At 68.3% G+C, this 15,694-nt stretch carries 16 protein-coding genes, 1 tRNA gene and 1 pseudogene; 10 read left to right on the top strand and 8 right to left on the bottom strand.

Features of this window, described 5'->3' with window-relative positions; all coding sequences use genetic code 11:
* Positions 1 to 161: 161 nt before the first annotated feature.
* Both AB0D85_RS51640 and AB0D85_RS51635 read right to left on the bottom strand, forming a co-directional pair.
* Positions 162 to 1,169: a helix-turn-helix domain-containing protein gene (locus AB0D85_RS51640; protein ID WP_362338485.1), complete on the bottom strand. Its 1,008-nt coding sequence runs from the start codon at positions 1,167 to 1,169 to the stop codon at positions 162 to 164.
* 22 nt (positions 1,170 to 1,191) lie between these two features.
* Positions 1,192 to 2,160: an alpha/beta hydrolase gene (locus AB0D85_RS51635; RefSeq protein ID WP_362338482.1), complete on the bottom strand. Its 969-nt coding sequence runs from the start codon at positions 2,158 to 2,160 to the stop codon at positions 1,192 to 1,194.
* Between the two features lie 228 nt (positions 2,161 to 2,388).
* Here AB0D85_RS51635 and AB0D85_RS51630 point away from each other — a divergent pair, with 228 nt between their 5' ends.
* Positions 2,389 to 2,829: a GntR family transcriptional regulator gene (locus tag AB0D85_RS51630; protein ID WP_362338479.1), complete on the top strand. Its 441-nt coding sequence runs from the start codon at positions 2,389 to 2,391 to the stop codon at positions 2,827 to 2,829.
* A gap of 469 nt (positions 2,830 to 3,298) precedes the next feature.
* On the opposite strand, the gene AB0D85_RS51625 is transcribed toward AB0D85_RS51630, so the two are convergent.
* Positions 3,299 to 3,372: transfer RNA gene (locus tag AB0D85_RS51625), tRNA-Met, on the bottom strand.
* 350 nt (positions 3,373 to 3,722) lie between these two features.
* Between AB0D85_RS51625 and AB0D85_RS51620 the strand changes: the two genes are divergently transcribed.
* From AB0D85_RS51620 to AB0D85_RS51610, 3 genes are all read left to right on the top strand, one after another.
* On the top strand, positions 3,723 to 4,487 hold the full coding sequence (locus AB0D85_RS51620) for an ATP-binding domain-containing protein (RefSeq protein ID WP_362338476.1): 765 nt from the start codon (positions 3,723 to 3,725) through the stop codon (positions 4,485 to 4,487).
* Between the two features lie 1,482 nt (positions 4,488 to 5,969).
* Positions 5,970 to 6,284 carry a hypothetical protein gene (locus AB0D85_RS51615; RefSeq protein ID WP_362338472.1) on the top strand — a complete coding sequence of 105 codons (315 nt, stop codon included), beginning with the start codon at positions 5,970 to 5,972 and terminating at the stop codon, positions 6,282 to 6,284.
* Between the two features lie 327 nt (positions 6,285 to 6,611).
* Positions 6,612 to 7,619, top strand: a complete 1,008-nt coding sequence (locus AB0D85_RS51610) for a hypothetical protein (RefSeq protein WP_362338469.1) — start codon at positions 6,612 to 6,614, stop codon at positions 7,617 to 7,619.
* Positions 7,620 to 7,798: 179 nt separating this feature from the next.
* Here AB0D85_RS51610 and AB0D85_RS51605 read toward each other — a convergent pair whose 3' ends face one another.
* Positions 7,799 to 8,005, bottom strand: a complete 207-nt coding sequence (locus AB0D85_RS51605; RefSeq protein WP_362338466.1) for a hypothetical protein — start codon at positions 8,003 to 8,005, stop codon at positions 7,799 to 7,801.
* Here AB0D85_RS51605 and AB0D85_RS51600 point away from each other — a divergent pair.
* On the top strand, positions 8,004 to 8,186 hold the full coding sequence (locus AB0D85_RS51600; protein ID WP_362338463.1) for a hypothetical protein: 183 nt from the start codon (positions 8,004 to 8,006) through the stop codon (positions 8,184 to 8,186). The genes AB0D85_RS51605 and AB0D85_RS51600 overlap by 2 nt on opposite strands.
* Positions 8,187 to 8,303: 117 nt before the next feature.
* Here the strand turns inward: AB0D85_RS51600 and AB0D85_RS51595 are convergent, their stop codons facing one another.
* Positions 8,304 to 8,930 (bottom strand): TetR/AcrR family transcriptional regulator, encoded by a 627-nt coding sequence (locus AB0D85_RS51595; RefSeq protein ID WP_362338460.1) that lies wholly within the window; start codon positions 8,928 to 8,930, stop codon positions 8,304 to 8,306.
* Between the two features lie 99 nt (positions 8,931 to 9,029).
* On the opposite strand from AB0D85_RS51595, the gene AB0D85_RS51590 reads away from it, so the two are divergent.
* The 3 genes from AB0D85_RS51590 (at position 9,030) to AB0D85_RS51580 (ending at position 11,448) form a co-directional block, all read left to right on the top strand.
* Positions 9,030 to 9,683, top strand: coding sequence for a CatB-related O-acetyltransferase (locus tag AB0D85_RS51590; RefSeq protein ID WP_362338457.1), 654 nt, complete (start codon positions 9,030 to 9,032; stop codon positions 9,681 to 9,683).
* Between the two features lie 58 nt (positions 9,684 to 9,741).
* Entirely contained in the window at positions 9,742 to 10,917 is a 1,176-nt protein-coding gene (locus AB0D85_RS51585; protein WP_362338454.1) for a macrolide family glycosyltransferase, read from the top strand.
* A 246-nt stretch (positions 10,918 to 11,163) separates the two neighbouring features.
* Positions 11,164 to 11,448 carry a hypothetical protein gene (locus AB0D85_RS51580; RefSeq protein WP_362338450.1) on the top strand — a complete coding sequence of 95 codons (285 nt, stop codon included), beginning with the start codon at positions 11,164 to 11,166 and terminating at the stop codon, positions 11,446 to 11,448.
* Positions 11,449 to 11,999: 551 nt separating this feature from the next.
* Here the strand turns inward: AB0D85_RS51580 and AB0D85_RS51575 are convergent.
* Positions 12,000 to 12,452, bottom strand: coding sequence for a hypothetical protein (locus tag AB0D85_RS51575; protein WP_362338447.1), 453 nt, complete (start codon positions 12,450 to 12,452; stop codon positions 12,000 to 12,002).
* Positions 12,453 to 12,928: 476 nt separating this feature from the next.
* Between AB0D85_RS51575 and AB0D85_RS51570 the strand changes: the two genes are divergently transcribed.
* Positions 12,929 to 13,279, top strand: a complete 351-nt coding sequence (locus AB0D85_RS51570) for an ANTAR domain-containing protein (protein WP_362338444.1) — start codon at positions 12,929 to 12,931, stop codon at positions 13,277 to 13,279.
* Between the two features lie 27 nt (positions 13,280 to 13,306).
* Here AB0D85_RS51570 and AB0D85_RS51565 read toward each other — a convergent pair.
* Together AB0D85_RS51565 and AB0D85_RS51560 are read right to left on the bottom strand one after the other, a co-directional pair.
* Positions 13,307 to 13,471, bottom strand: a pseudogene (locus AB0D85_RS51565) (site-specific integrase); the annotation flags it as partial.
* A 126-nt stretch (positions 13,472 to 13,597) separates the two neighbouring features.
* Entirely contained in the window at positions 13,598 to 15,223 is a 1,626-nt protein-coding gene (locus AB0D85_RS51560; protein ID WP_362338441.1) for an AAA family ATPase, read from the bottom strand.
* A gap of 164 nt (positions 15,224 to 15,387) precedes the next feature.
* Between AB0D85_RS51560 and AB0D85_RS51555 the strand changes: the two genes are divergently transcribed.
* Positions 15,388 to 15,624: a hypothetical protein gene (locus tag AB0D85_RS51555; protein ID WP_362338438.1), complete on the top strand. Its 237-nt coding sequence runs from the start codon at positions 15,388 to 15,390 to the stop codon at positions 15,622 to 15,624.
* Positions 15,625 to 15,694 lie beyond the last annotated feature (70 nt).

Below are 15,694 nucleotides of genomic sequence, written 5' to 3'. Positions count from 1 at the left end.
AGCCGAGCCTGTCAGCCTTGGCCTGTTCGTACGCCTCGGCCGTGACATTGGCGTTCGCGGCCAGGTCAGCGGGCGGCGCGAAGCGTCGCTCCTCCTTGAGCAGGTTGGCCAAGCTCTCGTTGTGCATGGAAGCGCTCCTCGTAGACGGTTTTGGGGCGGGGTCAGGAGCGTGCCAACTGGCGCATGAGGAGCGCCAGTTGGAGCCGCAGCCGCCCCTTCGGGGTGTGGACCGGCCAGCCGAGCAGCCCTTCGGCGTGCGCGATCCGCTTCTGCAGGGTGGAGTGGTGGACGTTGATCTCCGCGGCCGCCGCGCGCAGGCTCGCCGTCGAGGCGACGGCCTGGAGCGTGGTGAGCATCCAGGGGGCGTCTGCCGTCGCCGCTTCGAGGGCTCGTACGTCGGGCAGCGGGAAGGAGCCCGGGGCGACGAACCCGGCGAGGGCCGCGATACCGCCGAGGTCGTCGGCGTACACGACACGTTCGCCCGGGTCCTGCGGGGTGCCTTCGGCGGTGAAGCGCAGGGCGGTCCGCGCGGCGGCCCAGGAGTCCGGCAGGTGGAGCACGCTCCTGGCGGGCCCCACCCCGACCCGACCGGAGGGCAGTTCGGTGCCGGCCAGCCGTGTGCTGGCACTGCAGAGAAGGATGTGAGGCTGTCCGTCCGGTGTGGCGAGCGCCCGTCCCTGGGCCTCGGAGCCGGAGAAGCCCAGCTGGCGGGCCGCGTGCAGTCGGGCCTGCTCGGCGGCGTTCGTGTCCAGCACCGTTTCGACGAGCGCGGGATCGGCGGCCGCGGGGGCCCGGCCGCGGGTACGGTCCAGGACTTCGCGGATGACTCCGGCGGCCCGTTCCAGGATCACGGCGTCCACCACATCGCTTCCGGTGGCACGCTCCAGCCACAGGGTCGCGCTTCCGACCCTGGGCACGGCCGCCGACGGCCATGCCGGGTCCGGCGGATCGTCCCGGTCGCTGCGGGTGCCGTCGGCTTCCACCCGGACACGGATCGCGTGTCCGGGGTCGACGAGCCGGGCCGGGCAGCCGGCGAGCACGGCGGCGCCGCGCACCAGCGCCTCCACGCCGGCCCGGGTCGCGGCGAGCCGGTCGAAGTAGGCGATGACCTGGACGGCCGCCCCGGCGTCTGGGTCCACGGCGCTCAGCCGCGAGGTCAGCTCTTTCATCTGCCCATGCTGCCCGGTCCGATCACTCGCCGAGCAGTCGGCGAAGCCAGGTCACGCGGGCGGCGGAGGAGGCCTGGGAGAGGGCGGCCTGGGGCATCAGAGTGTCGAAGCCGTGGAAGCCGCCAGGCCACACGTGCAGTTCGGCCGTGCCGCCGGACTGCCAGATGCGGGAGGCATAGGCGACGACCTCGTCGCGGAAGGTCTCGGCGGAGCCGACGTCGAGGAAGGACGGGGGCAGGTCGGACAAGTCCTCCGCGCGGGCCGGGGCCGCGTACACGGGGACATCGGGGGCGCCGCGCCGGTCGCCGAGCAGCGCGGTCCATCCCTGTGCGTTGGCCGCCTGGTCCCATACGCCCTCTCCGGCCATCTGCCGGGCGGAAGGGGTGTCGTTACGGTCGTCGAGCATGGGGCACATCAGGACCTGGCCGATCGGCCGCGGGCCCTTGCGGTCCCGGGCCAGCAGGACCGAACCGGCGGTCAGGCCGCCTCCCGCGCTGGTACCCGCCACGACGATCCGTCCGGGATCCCCGCCGATGTCCGCCGCGTGCTCGGCGACCCAGATCAGCCCGGCGTAAACGTCCTCGACCGGTGCGGGATGCGGGGCCTCGGGCGCGAGCCGGTACTCCACCGAGACCACCACAGCGTCCAGCTGCCGTGCCCAGTCAAGCGCGACCTCCACGCCGACCCTGTTGTTGCCGATGACCATCCCGCCGCCGTGGGCGAAGTAGAACACCGGTCGTGGTCCGGAGGCGGTCCTCGGCCGACACACCAGCAGCGCGAGGTCGGGGCCGCCGTCCGGGCCCGGTACCAGCCGGTCCTCGACCTCGAAGAAACCCTCGCAGCTCAGCTGCTCGTCGCTCGGGGTGGCGGCGCCCATGCCGGCCCGCAGTTCGCGGATCCGCTCGGCGTCGAAGGACCGGGGCAGCCGGGCGAGCAGGATCTCCAGCGCTGCCGCCAGTTCGGGATCGAACGGGGGTGGTGTCAGGGACATGGGCTGTCTCCTCCCCGCGTACACGCTTGTACACGTACGCGTCTTCCGTGCGTACGGCCTCGTACGCGGCTCCTGTGAACATGGTGGCCGACCGGCGCCGGGGACCGGAGCCGCCAGGCGGCGACTGTTGACCGCCATATGGCGGCCAGAGATCCAGTCACCGGTTCACCGGTGGTGACTTGAGTGGTGAGGCATTCGAGGCCGTCGATCAGACCAGAAAGCGATCTCATGACCGCCGAACTGTCCCGGATCCCCTCGGAGCGGCAGTTGGCGGAGATGCTCGGTGTCAACCGGCCCACGGTCCGAGATGCGATCAAGTCCCTGGGATTCCTGGGCCTGTTGGAGATCCGGGGGAGCAGCGGTACGTACTTCCGCGGCCCCGACTCGGACGTCCTGTACCGGCTGTCCGAACTCGGGCTGGTGCTGGGCGAGCGTGGCTCCGCGGATCTGCTCAGGGCGCGGGCCGAGTTGGAGACCCTGGTCGCGGGGCTGGCCACCGACCACCAAGACCATCGAGTACGACCGGTGGGGCAACACCGCCAAGACGACGGAGACCGCCAACTCGGTCACCCGCACCACTACCAACACCTACGACAGCGGGGGCCGCATCAAGACCGCCGTCGTCACCGGCGGAGTTGGTACCTCGGTGCCCGACACCGACAGCGGTGACGTGGCCACGGTCACCTCTAACGAGGAAGCGGGCGTACTCGGCGGCGAGGTAGTGGAGGTCGGTGGTGAGCTGGCCGGTGTGGCGGGTGTGTCGCGGCAGCCGGGTGACCATGTGCAGGTCGGTGCGGGCGCTGATGGTGCAAGGGGGTGCGGCCGAGGGAGTCGTCCAGGTGACACAGTGCGGTGAGCCCGGTGTGGATCGGGGCGGAGACCTCCGCGCCGACGTATCCGCCGCTGATGCCGAGGGCGACGGTGTCCTTCACATGCTCGGTCCACTGCGTGGTGAGGGCCTGAAGTACGGAGGGTGGCAGGAGCGGATGCCGACGCTGTTGGCGCGGGCGGGCTCGGCGGCCAGGTCGTCGAGGGCGGACAGCGTGACCTCCGGGGTGAACGGGGCCAGGACGTCGGGTTAGTGCTCGCTGTCTCACAACTCCGGCCCCTCAACATGTTGTTGAGGGGCCGGATCTCGTAGCGCGGGCCGGATTTGAACCAGCGACCTCTGGGTTATGAGCCCAGCGAGCTACCGAGCTGCTCCACCGCGCGTCGGTGTGTGCCCAGCGTATGTCATGCCGGGTGAACCGAGCGGGGATTTTCCGGGCGGTGCCACAGAGAGGTGCGCGCGGGGCCCCGGTAGGGGATTCGAACCCCTCTGTGAAACCGGAGAACGCTGCTGTGGCGGCTGCCTCGGCGGACCCCGGCCTTGGGGACCAGCGTGGAACCGACCCCGATGACGGCCCCCAGCCTTGTGGACTTGCTGGACTCCGAGGCCGAGGCCCGGGAGATCGCCAACGAGGACTGGGCGGGAATGGGGCTGTGAGGTTGAGGGCCCGGCTGGTGATCCGCTCACCATCGGGCCCTCAGTCGCTCAATCCTCAAACACCGCGCCCCAGCTCGTGTGGCAGTCGCACCCGGAGAACGGCTTTACTGCGGCAGGCGAGGCGTCTGACCGCCGCCCCGCCAACGCCGAAGGCGTCTTCCACTTCCTCAAGATCGGACACCCACGGGAGATCGCGGACACGATCGTCGGACTCGTCGCCGAACGCCTCCCCAACTACTACGGCGCGCAGCCCCTCACCGACATCCAGGTGCTCTCTCCCGGCAAACGCACCGAAGTTGGGACCGAGGAACTCAACATCCGACTGCGTGACCGGCTCAATCCGGCACACGAGAGCAAACCAGAACACGCGGACGGCAACCGCCTGTTCCGTCTAGGCGACCGGATCACCACCGTGACCAACAACTACGACAAGCGCACAGCCGGCATCTTCAACGGCTCCCTCGGCACCGTCACCGCGATCGACCACGAAGCCGGAACCTTGACCGCATCCATCGAAAAGGAAACCATCCCGTACGACTTCAACGAACTGGACCAGATCCTCCACGCATACGCGATCACCGTTCACCGCTCACAGGGCAGCGAGTACCCCATCGTGGTGATGCCTTTGGCGACCTCGCACACCAACATGCTGGAGCGCAACCTGCTCTACACCGCCATCACACGCGCCCAACGCGCCGTCGTACTCGTCGGGCAGGACGACGCGCTGGTCAAAGCTCTCGAAACCGCCCGAGCGTGGCAGCGCAGTACGGCCCTGACCCACCGAATCGCCTACACCAATGGGCGCCCGGATGCTTCCGGACAGCTGTCCTTCGTCGGATAATTGAGTCTTCGTCATCCTCGAACATGCAGGTCGCAGGCTCTGGCGTGGCGTTCGCTCGGGATACTCATGCTGATCTCGGGCGGGAGTCTGCGGTCTTGATCATCTGTTATGTCATCCGTCGAGGATGTCGCATTTGGATTATTTTGCGCAACTCGGGGTGAATGCCGAGGCTGCCGAGCTCGCCCGCTGAGCGGACCCGCGCGCCACCGCTACTTCTTCCGCTCCGGCCCGGCGACGGTGTGGCCGGCGGTCAGCGCACTGGGGGAAGTCGGCTGGTCGGACAGGGGGCTGCCCGGAGTCGTGCACCGATCGACGGGTCGAGGCGGGTCCGGTCTGCTCGGCGTCTGGCTGGTGGACGGCGTGGCCCCGGCATCGCCGGTCTCCGGCACAGGATCGGTCTCGGTGCCAGGCGATCAGGATGCCGACGGGCGTCGGCAAGTCGGACCTCTGCGACCCGAAGATCAACAAATCGTATGCCGAACTCGCCATCCACTACCGGACCTTGGCACCCGAAGGACAAGCTGCGGGGCGAGCGGCCGATGCGGAGCGCTTCGGTGTGCTCGTCGATCTTGATGGAGCCCCCGAGCCTTCAGTCGGATTCATTCCACCGCCGGAACCAGCACTCCTGCATGAGGCCCTCACGCTAGGGGGCCGGACGACTCGTTGAAGTGGCGGTCCACGCCCTGCCCCCAGAGCCCGCTGAACAGCGTCACAGCCACCCAGACCCGTGTTCACCGAATTGGCCAGGAGCCGCCGTGGGTGGAATCGAGGAGGATCTGCAGTACCTACGACAAGTGCGTGGCAACGTACCGGCACGCTTGGACCCAGCCCACGTCGAGGCGCTCCGGTTCTTCGCCGGAGTCCCTCGCCAGATGGTGCCGGACAACCTGACGGTCGGGAGCGAGAGTCGGATGCGGCGCCGGGCTGGGATCGCCTGCACCGCGTATCCGGCAGGCCGCCGGACGGTGGCCTGCCGCCCCGTTCCTTGACCGATTGGATGGCGGTGACGAGCAGGCCGAGGGCGAAGCAGGTGAAGGGGTATCGAAAAACTGAACTGGCGACCTCGCGCAATCGGCTGTCGTGTATTCCTCGTGTGCTGAGGGCTCGGGGCCACCGTGAGTGGTCGCCGGGGGCATAGTGGCGCCAGGTTCCTCCGGCCTCTTCGGCGAGGCGGGCTGTGGTGTCGTCGTTGTAGCCGAGCATCCGGGCGATCACCGGGGCCGGGGCCTGGAGGACAAGGTGGCGGATCGCCGCTGTGCGTCCTCGCTGGATCGGGAAGCCCAGGTACCGGAGCTGAAGTTCCAGAGCGCTCGGGGTCATGGGCTGCCCGGCCCGGCGGCCGGGGAAGAGCCATCGGGCGTCGGGGTTCGTCGCGGTCATGGTGTTCGGTCGCTGCCCCAGGTAGTCCAGCAGCATCCCGGCGAAGGGGGCCGGGACGGGTGACGGCGGGTCGCCGAGGCGAATGAGGACTTCGCCGTCCTCGTGCTGGACGTCGTCGGTGCCGAGCCGTGCGATCCGGGTGAGCGGCTGCGCGTAGAGGAGGACGAGCACGGCAGCCACGCGGTCCTGGAGCGGGACATCGTCGGGACCACACACTGGAACAACTCCCACAGCCCGTCCGGCACCAGATGCCCCACCAGCGCCATCACGGCCGCCAGCTTAGTGATCAAGCCAGTTGAGACGATCTCTGGAACTCCGCGCCCCGTCGACAACGGCGACTTCGATTCGTACTGGGCGTTTCACCTCGAACGCGAGCACCAACGCCTCTACCCCAGCCCTGACCAGCTCACCGCTTGATCAGAAAATTCCCTGGAAAGGAACTGCACTCACCTTCGATCCTTCTCAGCCGTCACCCGCGCAAGAGGCAGGGCCGTCCACCGGCGTCAACCGACCACCGCTTCACCAACCTGGCAGGTTCACCCCGAGCGGGGACAGGAGCCGACAGCCGCGAGTGGCAAGGCCTCAAGTGGTTGAAGATGACCGGAATCCGCATTCCCGTTTGAGGCGGAACCTGTGCCTCTTCTCCACAAATCCCGACCTGTCTGCTTACGTGGTCGCCGACGGGCCCGCCGCGTTCCCACTCCCTTCACCGGCCGCCACCGGCGGCAGATTCGGAGGCGCAGCGTGCCCGAAAACAACCCGGACCTCCCGGACGCGGCACTCGGCCGCCCCTCCCCGTTACCCACCAGCGGGGTGCTGTTCTACGACCCGGTAGGACGTACGGGCACCTTCTACGAGGCCCAGGGAGGCGAACTCGCCGGCGACCTGGCCTTCATCGGCCAGGGCACCGGCTGGCGCTCGACCTGGTCCCAGATCGTGCCCGGCAACTTCGGCGGTGGCACTCAGCGCACCGACCTGCTCTTCTACGACCCCAAGGCCACCACCACCGACGGCGCGGTCGCCTTCTTCGCCGTCGACGCCAACGGCCAGATGCACCTGATGGGCTCCGACGCACCGCAGTGGAGCCCCACGTGGACCCACATCGTGCCGGGCCACTTCGGAGGCGTCACAGGACTGACCGACCTCCTTTTCTACGACGGCTCCAACGGCGTGGCGAAGTTCTTCGCCTCGGCGGGCGACGGCACGGTGACGCAGATCGGCGAGACCCGCACCGGCTGGCGCCGGAACTGGACCCACGTCGTGCCGGGCCACTTCAAGCAGGGCGCCGCGCAGACGGACCTGTTCTTCTACGACACGGCCTCCGGAGACGCCGAGTTCTGGGCCACGGACGTGCAGCTCGGCACCATTCACATCGGCAGGGGCATCCCCGGTTGGCGTCAGGGCTTCGGCGCCCTGATCGTCCCGGGCGACTTCGGCAGCGGCAGTGGCCATACCGATCTCTTCTGCCTCAGCGGCAGCTACGGCGCGTTCTTCGCCAGTGACGGCGAGGGACACATCGAAGTCTTCGGAAGCAACAACCTGCCCGCCTCCTGGACCCACATCGCCCCGGGCCGGTTCAGCGGCCCCGACGGACTGACCGACCTGCTGTTCTACGACCGTCAACGGCACGAGATCCAGATGTACTCCACCACGGGCAAAGGCGACCTCAACCCGCTCGGCCCCTCCGCCACCGGCGACGTGAGCGAGACTGTGGCACGCCTCGTCCCGGGCACCTTCGTCGCCCCGCTCTGACGGGGGAAGCTCCCTTCCGGGACGGTTTGCCCTGCCCAGCGGCGCCGGCTCACACGCCGGATTCCGGTGCGCAGAAGGGCTCGCCATCATCTTCTGCGTGCCGGACCTGCGCCCGCACCGCTGAAGCCGCAGGTCCGACCATGTGCCGGCGCAGCATGGTGAGCCCCGCTGCCAGTACATCAGCTCTCGGCGAGCAGGTTGCGTACGACGTATCCGGCGGAGTCGACTCCGAAGCTGCCGCCTTCGACCAGGGCGGCCACGGCGAAGCTCGCGTTGTACGCGGCCAGCCAGCCGTTGGCGTGGTCGCCCTCCTCCGCCGTGCCGGTCTTGGCTCCGACACCGACGAGATCGCCACCGGCGCCGACGAAGGGACCTGCCCTCACCATGACCGACGTACTTCGCCAGATGGCCGTCCAAGGCCGGGAGGTGAACCCTGACGACGTCGCCGCGCTCAGCCCGCACGGCAGGGGCAACGTGCTCCGCTTCGGCGACTACGACACCGCCACCCTTCACATTCCGCCCGGCGTGTATGACAGCGCGCTTCGCCTTCCTGCGAATGGCCTCTGAACGGTTCAGGCGAGATGGGCGGCCAACCGGAATGCAGCCGGAACGAAATTACGGTAAATCCGGGCATCTTTCCCCGTTCTCGTACAGCTACGGCGAACGGACATGTAGCGCAGTCGATCACACTCTCTCTTCCCGGCGGACGCAGAAGGCACCCGCGGCAGCCGCCAGGACCGCTGCCTCCGCGGCCCGTTCCGGGAGTTGCGGGTCCGGATCGGCACGCAGGAGCACCATCTGGTGGTAGAGCGGCGCCGTGGCGGCGATCAGCAGGCTCCGCGCGTCCGTGTGCTGTGCGCCAAGTTCACCGCGCTCGATGGCGCGCTCGACGAGGATCTCGCACTGGACGTACCGGTCCGTCCACAGCTGAGTCTGGGCCCGCGCGGCCTGTTCGGAGTGGAACGAGGCGGCCATCAGGGCGACGGCGAGCGACGGCTGTACGACCAGGGATTCCTGGATCTCCTGGTTGAGGGCCGTCAGATCGCCGCGCAGCGAGCCGGTGTCCGGCGGCTGCCAGTCGATTTCGCCGGCAGCGGCGATGACGTCGACGAGCAGGCCGCTGACATCGCGCCAACGCCGGTAGACCGTGGCGCGGTGCACTCCGGCCCGCGTCGCGACGCCGTCCATCGTGAGTCCCTCGTGACCGCGTTCAGCGAGTTCGGCGCGCACAGCATCGAGGACCTGGGCGCGGATGCGAGCGGTGCGACCGCCCGGGCGGCGGTCCGACGTCGTGTCCAGTGGGTCTGTCATCGGCAATCAGTATCCGGTTGATCAAGGCTGCAGGGCTGTGCCAGCATCCTAATGCGACAGTTGTCGCTCTAGAGTGACTGGAGAGGAACCGCCTCCGCGATGCCGCCCCTTCCCGCTGATCCCACCGTGCTCCACCCGATGCCCGAGCACCCGCGCGTGGTTCTGCTCAAGCCGCTCGTGAAGTCGCCGTTGATCGAGGTCGGTGACTTCTCCTACTACGACGATCCGGACGACTCGACCGCCTTCGAGACGCGCAACGTCCTGTACCACTACGGTCCCGAGCGGCTTGTCATCGGCAAGTACTGCGCGCTGGGGACGGGCACCCGGTTCATCATGAACGGCGCCAACCACCGCATGGACGGTCCTTCCACCTTCCCGTTCCCCACCATGGGGGGCTCCTGGGCGGAGCACTTCGACCTGATCACCGAACTGCCCGGTCGGGGCGACACGGTCGTCGGCAACGACGTGTGGTTCGGCCACGGCGCCACGGTCATGCCCGGTGTACGCATCGGTCACGGCGCGATCATCGCCGCCGGCGCCGTGGTCACCGGCGACGTCCCCGACTACGGCATCGTCGGCGGCAACCCCGCCCGGCTCATCCGCACCCGCTACGACGCCGCGGACGTCGCCCGGCTCCTCGCCGTGGCGTGGTGGGACTGGCCCGTGCAGCACATCACCAGGCACGTACGGACGATCATGTCGGGGACCGTCGCCGACATGGAGGGGGCCGCCGCGCAGATCGACCGGCCCTGACGCCGCGTCCTCGCCACCCCGACCGCACCCGTCCCGCGCCAGAAACGAGTGATCACCCATGTCCCGTCGCCGCGCCCATATCGCGATGGTCGGCATCCCCATCGTCAGTCATGTCCTGCCCAGCCTCGCGCTCATCCGCGAGCTGGTGGCCCGCGGGCACCGGGTCACCTACGCCAACGACCCGTTCGTGGCCGACCGGATCGAGTCCACCGGCGCGGAGCTGGTGCCCTGCACCTCCACGCTGCCCGTCGCGGACAACGACTGGCCCGCCGATCCCATCGCCGCGGCGAGCCTCTTCCTCGACGACGCCGTCCAGGCGCTCCCGCAACTGCGCGCTGCCTACGACGACGATCCGGCCGACCTGTACCTCTACGACATCGGCGCCTACGCCGCGCGCGCCCTCGCCGAAACGCAGAGCCGTCCCCTCGTGCAGCTGTCCCCGACGTTCGTCGGCTGGGACGGCTACCAGGAGGAAGTCGCGGCCCATCTGCGGAAGCTGCCGGGCGCCGACGCATACCGGGACAGGTTCGCACGGTGGCTCGCCGACTGCGGGGCGGCCACCACGGACGTGGACACGTTCTCCGGCCCGCCCGCCCGGGCCCTCGCCCTGATCCCGAGAGCAATGCAGCCGCACGCCGATCGAGTCGACACCGACACGGTGACCTTCGTCGGCCCCTGCTTCGACACCCGAGCAGACGCTGACGGCTGGACCCGCCCGGCGGACGCAGACCATGTGCTGCTGATCTCGCTCGGTTCGGCGTACACGCGCCAGCCGGGGTTCTACCGCCAGTGCGTCGCCGCCTTCGGCGACCTGCCCGGCTGGCATGTCGTACTCCAGATCGGCAAGTACACCGACCCCGAGGAACTCGGCACCATCCCGTCCAGCGTCGAGGTGCACTCATGGGTCCCGCAGCGGGCGATCCTGGAACAGGCCGACGCCTTCGTCACCCACGCCGGCATGGGCGGCTGCGGCGAAGGTCTCCTCGCCGGCGTTCCTATGATCGCCGTGCCGCAGGGAGCCGAGCAGTTCATGAACGCCGACCGGCTCGTGGAACTCGGCGTCGCCCGCCGTGTGGACACCGCTGACGCCACCGCCGAGACCCTCCGCGTGGCGCTGAACGACCTGGTCACGGATCCGGAACGGATCGGCCGGTCCCAGCAGTTGCAGGCCGCCGGCCGGGCCGAGGGCGGCACCCCGCGCGCTGCTGACCTCATCGAGAAGGCACTGTCGTGAGCGATCGCTCCTCGTGGGGGTCCCGCAAACTCCGCTGCTGGGCCGAGTGCAGTGGGCAGTCCCGCCGCGCCAGCCTTCGAACCAGCCACCCGGCGCCCGCGGCTTCGCCAGCGCAGGCACGGCTGGAGAGCCTCGTCCTCGAGTAACTGGGGACCTCTCCGGGCCTGTGCGCGCACCCTTTCGGCATCACCTCACTGATCAGTGCCAGCACATCCCTCACCCTGCACCTCGACGCCTAGCTTGCGGATGAGCGGCATCGAGGTCGGCGGCCGACAGCTGCACCTGGAAGGGTGGGCCGATGTACAGGGCCGGCACCGGCACTGGTGCGAGGGCAACGGGCTGCGACCGCTGTGGACGACCCTGCACCTCGATCCCGTGGAATCCGACTACCTCAACGCCTATGCCCGTCTCGAACGTTCGCGAGCCGGGCGGGCCGCGGTGGGCAGCGCCCTGATCCGACGTATCACGCTCTTCCTCACCGGCTACACCCCGCGCGCGGACCGCCTGACCGGCCTGCCAGGCGGCGTGTAGCTCTGCATAATGCTCGGGCCGCGGTCGCGGCGCTTTCGAGGCAAAAGCCAATGCTTTGAGGGCGGATCGCAGGACGGTTGCTGCCTGATCGCCCTGGGGCTGTAACCCTGTGACGACCAGGCGGCCATCCTCAGCGTGCACGCGCCGACGCGGCACCGCGTAGAGATGCCGCACCGCCAGGATTACCGCCGCCGCCCCCTCGCGCATCTGTGCGAGGAGAGATCACCCAATCGGCCTACAGGGATCACGCCCCGATGTGCGGCGTACCCCGTTCGGCCGCACGGTGAGCGTGACCAGGTTGCCGCCAAGCAGCAGCTGTGATCGCTGCTGTGCGGGGAGGCGTCGTGATCGTGATAGCTCTGCTCGTCCCAGTGACGCTGATCCTGATTCTGTTCGGGACGTCCGCTCCGGAAGATTTCTTGTTCCCGCCGCCCCTGGAAGCCGCACAACCATCAGCGCTGTGGCGCGGCAGCGGGGTTGAAACAGGTATCTACCCTGTTTCAACCCCGCTGAGAGTCTGGATGCGGCTGACAGACCGCCTCAGCTCGCGGTCAGCTCACCTGGACGGTGACCGGCGAGGAGTGGAACGTGCCGGACTTGGTCGACACCCGCACCTGCTCGGTGCCCTTCTTGGTGAACGTCCGCTTGATCGTGTAAGTGCCGTTCTTGTTGACGACGGCCGTGGTCTTGAGCGTGGTCCACTTGCCGTTGTGCCTGTGCTGCAGCACCAGCGTGGAGCCGGCCTTGATGCCCTTGACCCGGCCGGTGAACACCACGGTGTTGCCCACTTTGACGGCCTTGCGGTCGGCCGAGACGGTGATCGAGCCCATCGCGGTCGGCGTATGCGACGGCTTCACGTTCGACATGCCGGTAGGGGTCATGGAGGGCTTGGGTGCCGTCGCCCCGGCCGCGGCGACGACACCGGCCGTACCGGTCGACAGCAGGGCAGCGGACAGAGCACCGGCGGCGAGCGCACGGGTGCGCCGACTTCGGGTGACGCTCATGTGGGTCTCCTGGACTCGTCGGAGTCCCCCCTGGGAGCGAGTCGACCATTCGGGCGGCTCGCGTGTCCAGGCTGGCCCGAGCCCAGCGGACCGGCACGTTCAAGTGAGTACCGGCGCCACCAGCGCTTCCAGCGAATGTGCAGGTCAGGGCGTAGATCCTCACCGCCCGCACCCATTCCGCCCTATCGCTGAAATGGCGTAACGTCATTACGCAGAGCGAGCACTGCAGGGTGTCGGTACGGCCAGGCGCCGTCGGCACCCATTCGGAGGTCTTGGTCCGGCGCGAGTCAGCCGGATCGGGTGTGTCTGGGGTGGTGTCCGGCCGTCAGGCAAAAGACCGGCCCTTGTCGACGATCACGGCTAATGACGTGAACGTCCGCATCCGGCACGGTACCGGTCGGTATGCGCACGAACAGGCCCGCCCGCGGCCGCAGCGGCCCGGGCGGGAGACTCCGCAGTGATGGGAGGTGATCACGATGAATCGCCTGCTGAAGAACGGCCCTCCTGACCAGAGCGAAGCGGACCTGCCATGGCGAGGCAGGGCAGACCTGCTGGGCAGGATCGGCGAGTTGGAGCAAGAGGTCGGCCAGATGAAGGAGGCCGTCGCCTCCCATGCCGTGGTCGACCACGCGATCGGGGTGATCATCGCCCTCGGCGGCCTCCACCCCGACCAGGGCTTCGAAGTGCTGCGCGATGTCTCCCGGCACACCGACACCAGGCTCCGGGAAATCGCCGAAGAGATCATGCTCTGGGTGAGGACCGAGCAGCTCGCTGGGGAATTCCCTGACGCTCTGGCCGGCGCCCTGGCCAGAGCACGCGCCGCCTGATCCCGCGCCGGTCTGGGCGGGTTGCTGTCAGCGCCTGCTGTCGCCGGGGGCGAGCAGGCTGGTGACCTCGGCGATCGCCTCGGGGGGCGGGTGGAAGCAGCGGCGTACGTTCTCCGGCTTCTTGTGCCGCGACTTGGCCATGGGCAGGGGCTGGCTGGCCCGGGCCTCGCCGAGGTGGATCAGACCGGTGTGGCCTGTGTCCGCAGAGGCCGTGTGCGGATGAGCCTGTGTTCGATTGAGCAGGTGCGTCGTTCGGGACACGTTTGCGCCGCGTATAGCCGGGCGTGTTGCATTCCGAGAGAGTCGATGTGATGCGGCTCACCTCGCTGGTGCCTGAGGCAAGGCATCCGCGATCATCGAGCTCACTGTGGCGACGCGGTAGGCTAGATCGCTGGCAGGGACGTCGATGAGCTCGTAGCCGAACGTGCGATAGCTCTCTTCGTGGATCTTTTCGAAAGCCAGTGATTCCTGAAAGCTGATTCGCCGGGCTGCGGTCGGCTCGCAGAAGCCCAGATTGCGGACGAAGAACACTTGGCGCTCGTAGACCTCTTTCGAGGTGATCCGTTCGAGTTCCGCGGCCAGCGCCGGGGACACCGGCCACCCCAAGTAGGTGGTGAGGGCGTGGGTGCAGACCGGGGATCGGTCGAACACCTGAATAGAACCGGTGGCATCCAACTGTCGCTGCCGCTGCAGAGCCACGATCTCGTCGATGAAGGATGGGCGTGTCCATGGCTGGTCCTCGCCCAGCGCCTGCGCTCGTGCGATGGCCGCCGTTGCTGCCTCCTCGACAACCCCGTATCCAAGCTCGTCCAGGCACCGCAGGATTGATGTCTTGCCCGCCCCCGGCGTGCCGGTGAGAACGTACCGCCGCATGATTCGAGAACCCTTTCTTGCAGGTCGGGACAGGCTCACTGGTCCGATTGGGCCTCCGGCCGGAGGTAGCGAGCCCAGTGGAGTCCTGGGGATGAGGTGGGGGACACAGGCGGATCCTCGAACGGCTGATGTGCCGGAGACGCCCCTGACACCCGAGGCGATGAGCAAGGCGACGACGGCCAGATTGCTCAACGTCCTCCTTGGTTCAAGTACATCCTGTCGGCCCTGACTTGCGAAGCCGAACGATTTCCTCGTGCTGGGCGGCGAGCCGGGCCAGGGCCTGGCCGCGGAAGTCGGTGAGTTCTTCGACTGTCTGCTCTGACTGGGCCGGCCGTTCCCGGAGCTTGGTGACCTCTGCCTTGAGCCGCACGATCTGGGACTCGCGAGGGTCTGGAATCTCGTCGGCGTCTTGCAGTGCCTGGACCCGTCTTTCGAACTCGGCGCGGAGGCCAGCGTAAGGGCGGGTGCCGTAGAACGCGGTGCGGTCCAGCCCTTGGCGATTCTCTCCGTGACGTGGTGGTCAGGCGGCAACGTCAGCGGATCGCTCGTCTCTCCGTGCTCGGCGAGCAATGTGGTGATCTTCGGTTCCGGATCCTGAGCTCGGGCCTTCTTCCGTCCCTGGGCCCGTCTGACGTCGCGGGACTTGCGGGCTCCGAGGCGGTCGGCTTCCCGTAACTGCTCGGCGAGCGTGATGGCGTGTGGGCCGAATACTGTCAGCAGGTAGGGAGCGGCAGCGAGCATCGGCTGCAGCACGCCGTCTTCGACGGGCCGGGTATTGTTCTCGTCCCTTCCGTTGGGCATCTCGGCGACGGCCGAAGGGGTGGCACCGCCCCACGGAATCAAGTTGGCGGCAGGCTGGTCTGCGGTGAAAAGCTCGCGGTAGTTGACCAAGTCGAGCACGTAGCGCCGGTGCCACAGATATGCCTCGCAGCACTCCGTGTCCATCTGGCCCAGCGAGGTGACGCCCCGTGCGTCGAGCCAGCGGAAGAAACGGCTGAGCTCGGCCAGGCGCCCCGCGCACGTCCACAGATGCAGCGCGGTGCGGTAGGCACGAGGCAGCGGCGCGACCACCCCCCAAACTCCGAATGTCGAGTCAACGCGCGCCGGAAGAGTCACCAGTTCTCGGCTCGTGTGATCTCTGCGGCATCGGAGATGTCCTGGTAGACCGGCTACACGACGGTGCGGGCAGAGTTGACGACAGCTTCTGCACCGCATGCTGGGAAAAGGCATGCACCTTGAACGAATTGCTGGAATTTAGTGAACCTGGCGGCAGGTGGATAGCCTGTGACCCGGACACGGAGCGCGTCGTCACTCCATCCAGCGATCCTGAAGACCCGGCCACACATGACGAACTGCGGGCTCTGCTCTCGCGGTTACGTGAAGTCGAACCACGCGCCGTGCGCATTCTGTCGGTGCGTCTCAACGTCTGGGGCGGCGACCCCGGGAGCCAGGGCTTCGGCGTAGTCGCGTGACGTCCGGTTCGTGATCATCCGAGGCCGAGGAGTGCGAGGGGGCGGCGAGGGTCGCGGGCGTTGTGGCGGA

The organism is Streptomyces sp. NPDC048277 (assembly GCF_040652235.1).
Classification (GTDB): domain Bacteria; phylum Actinomycetota; class Actinomycetes; order Streptomycetales; family Streptomycetaceae; genus Streptomyces.
Note: the sequence above shows the minus strand (reverse complement) of the source record. Positions and strands in the feature narration are given on the sequence as shown.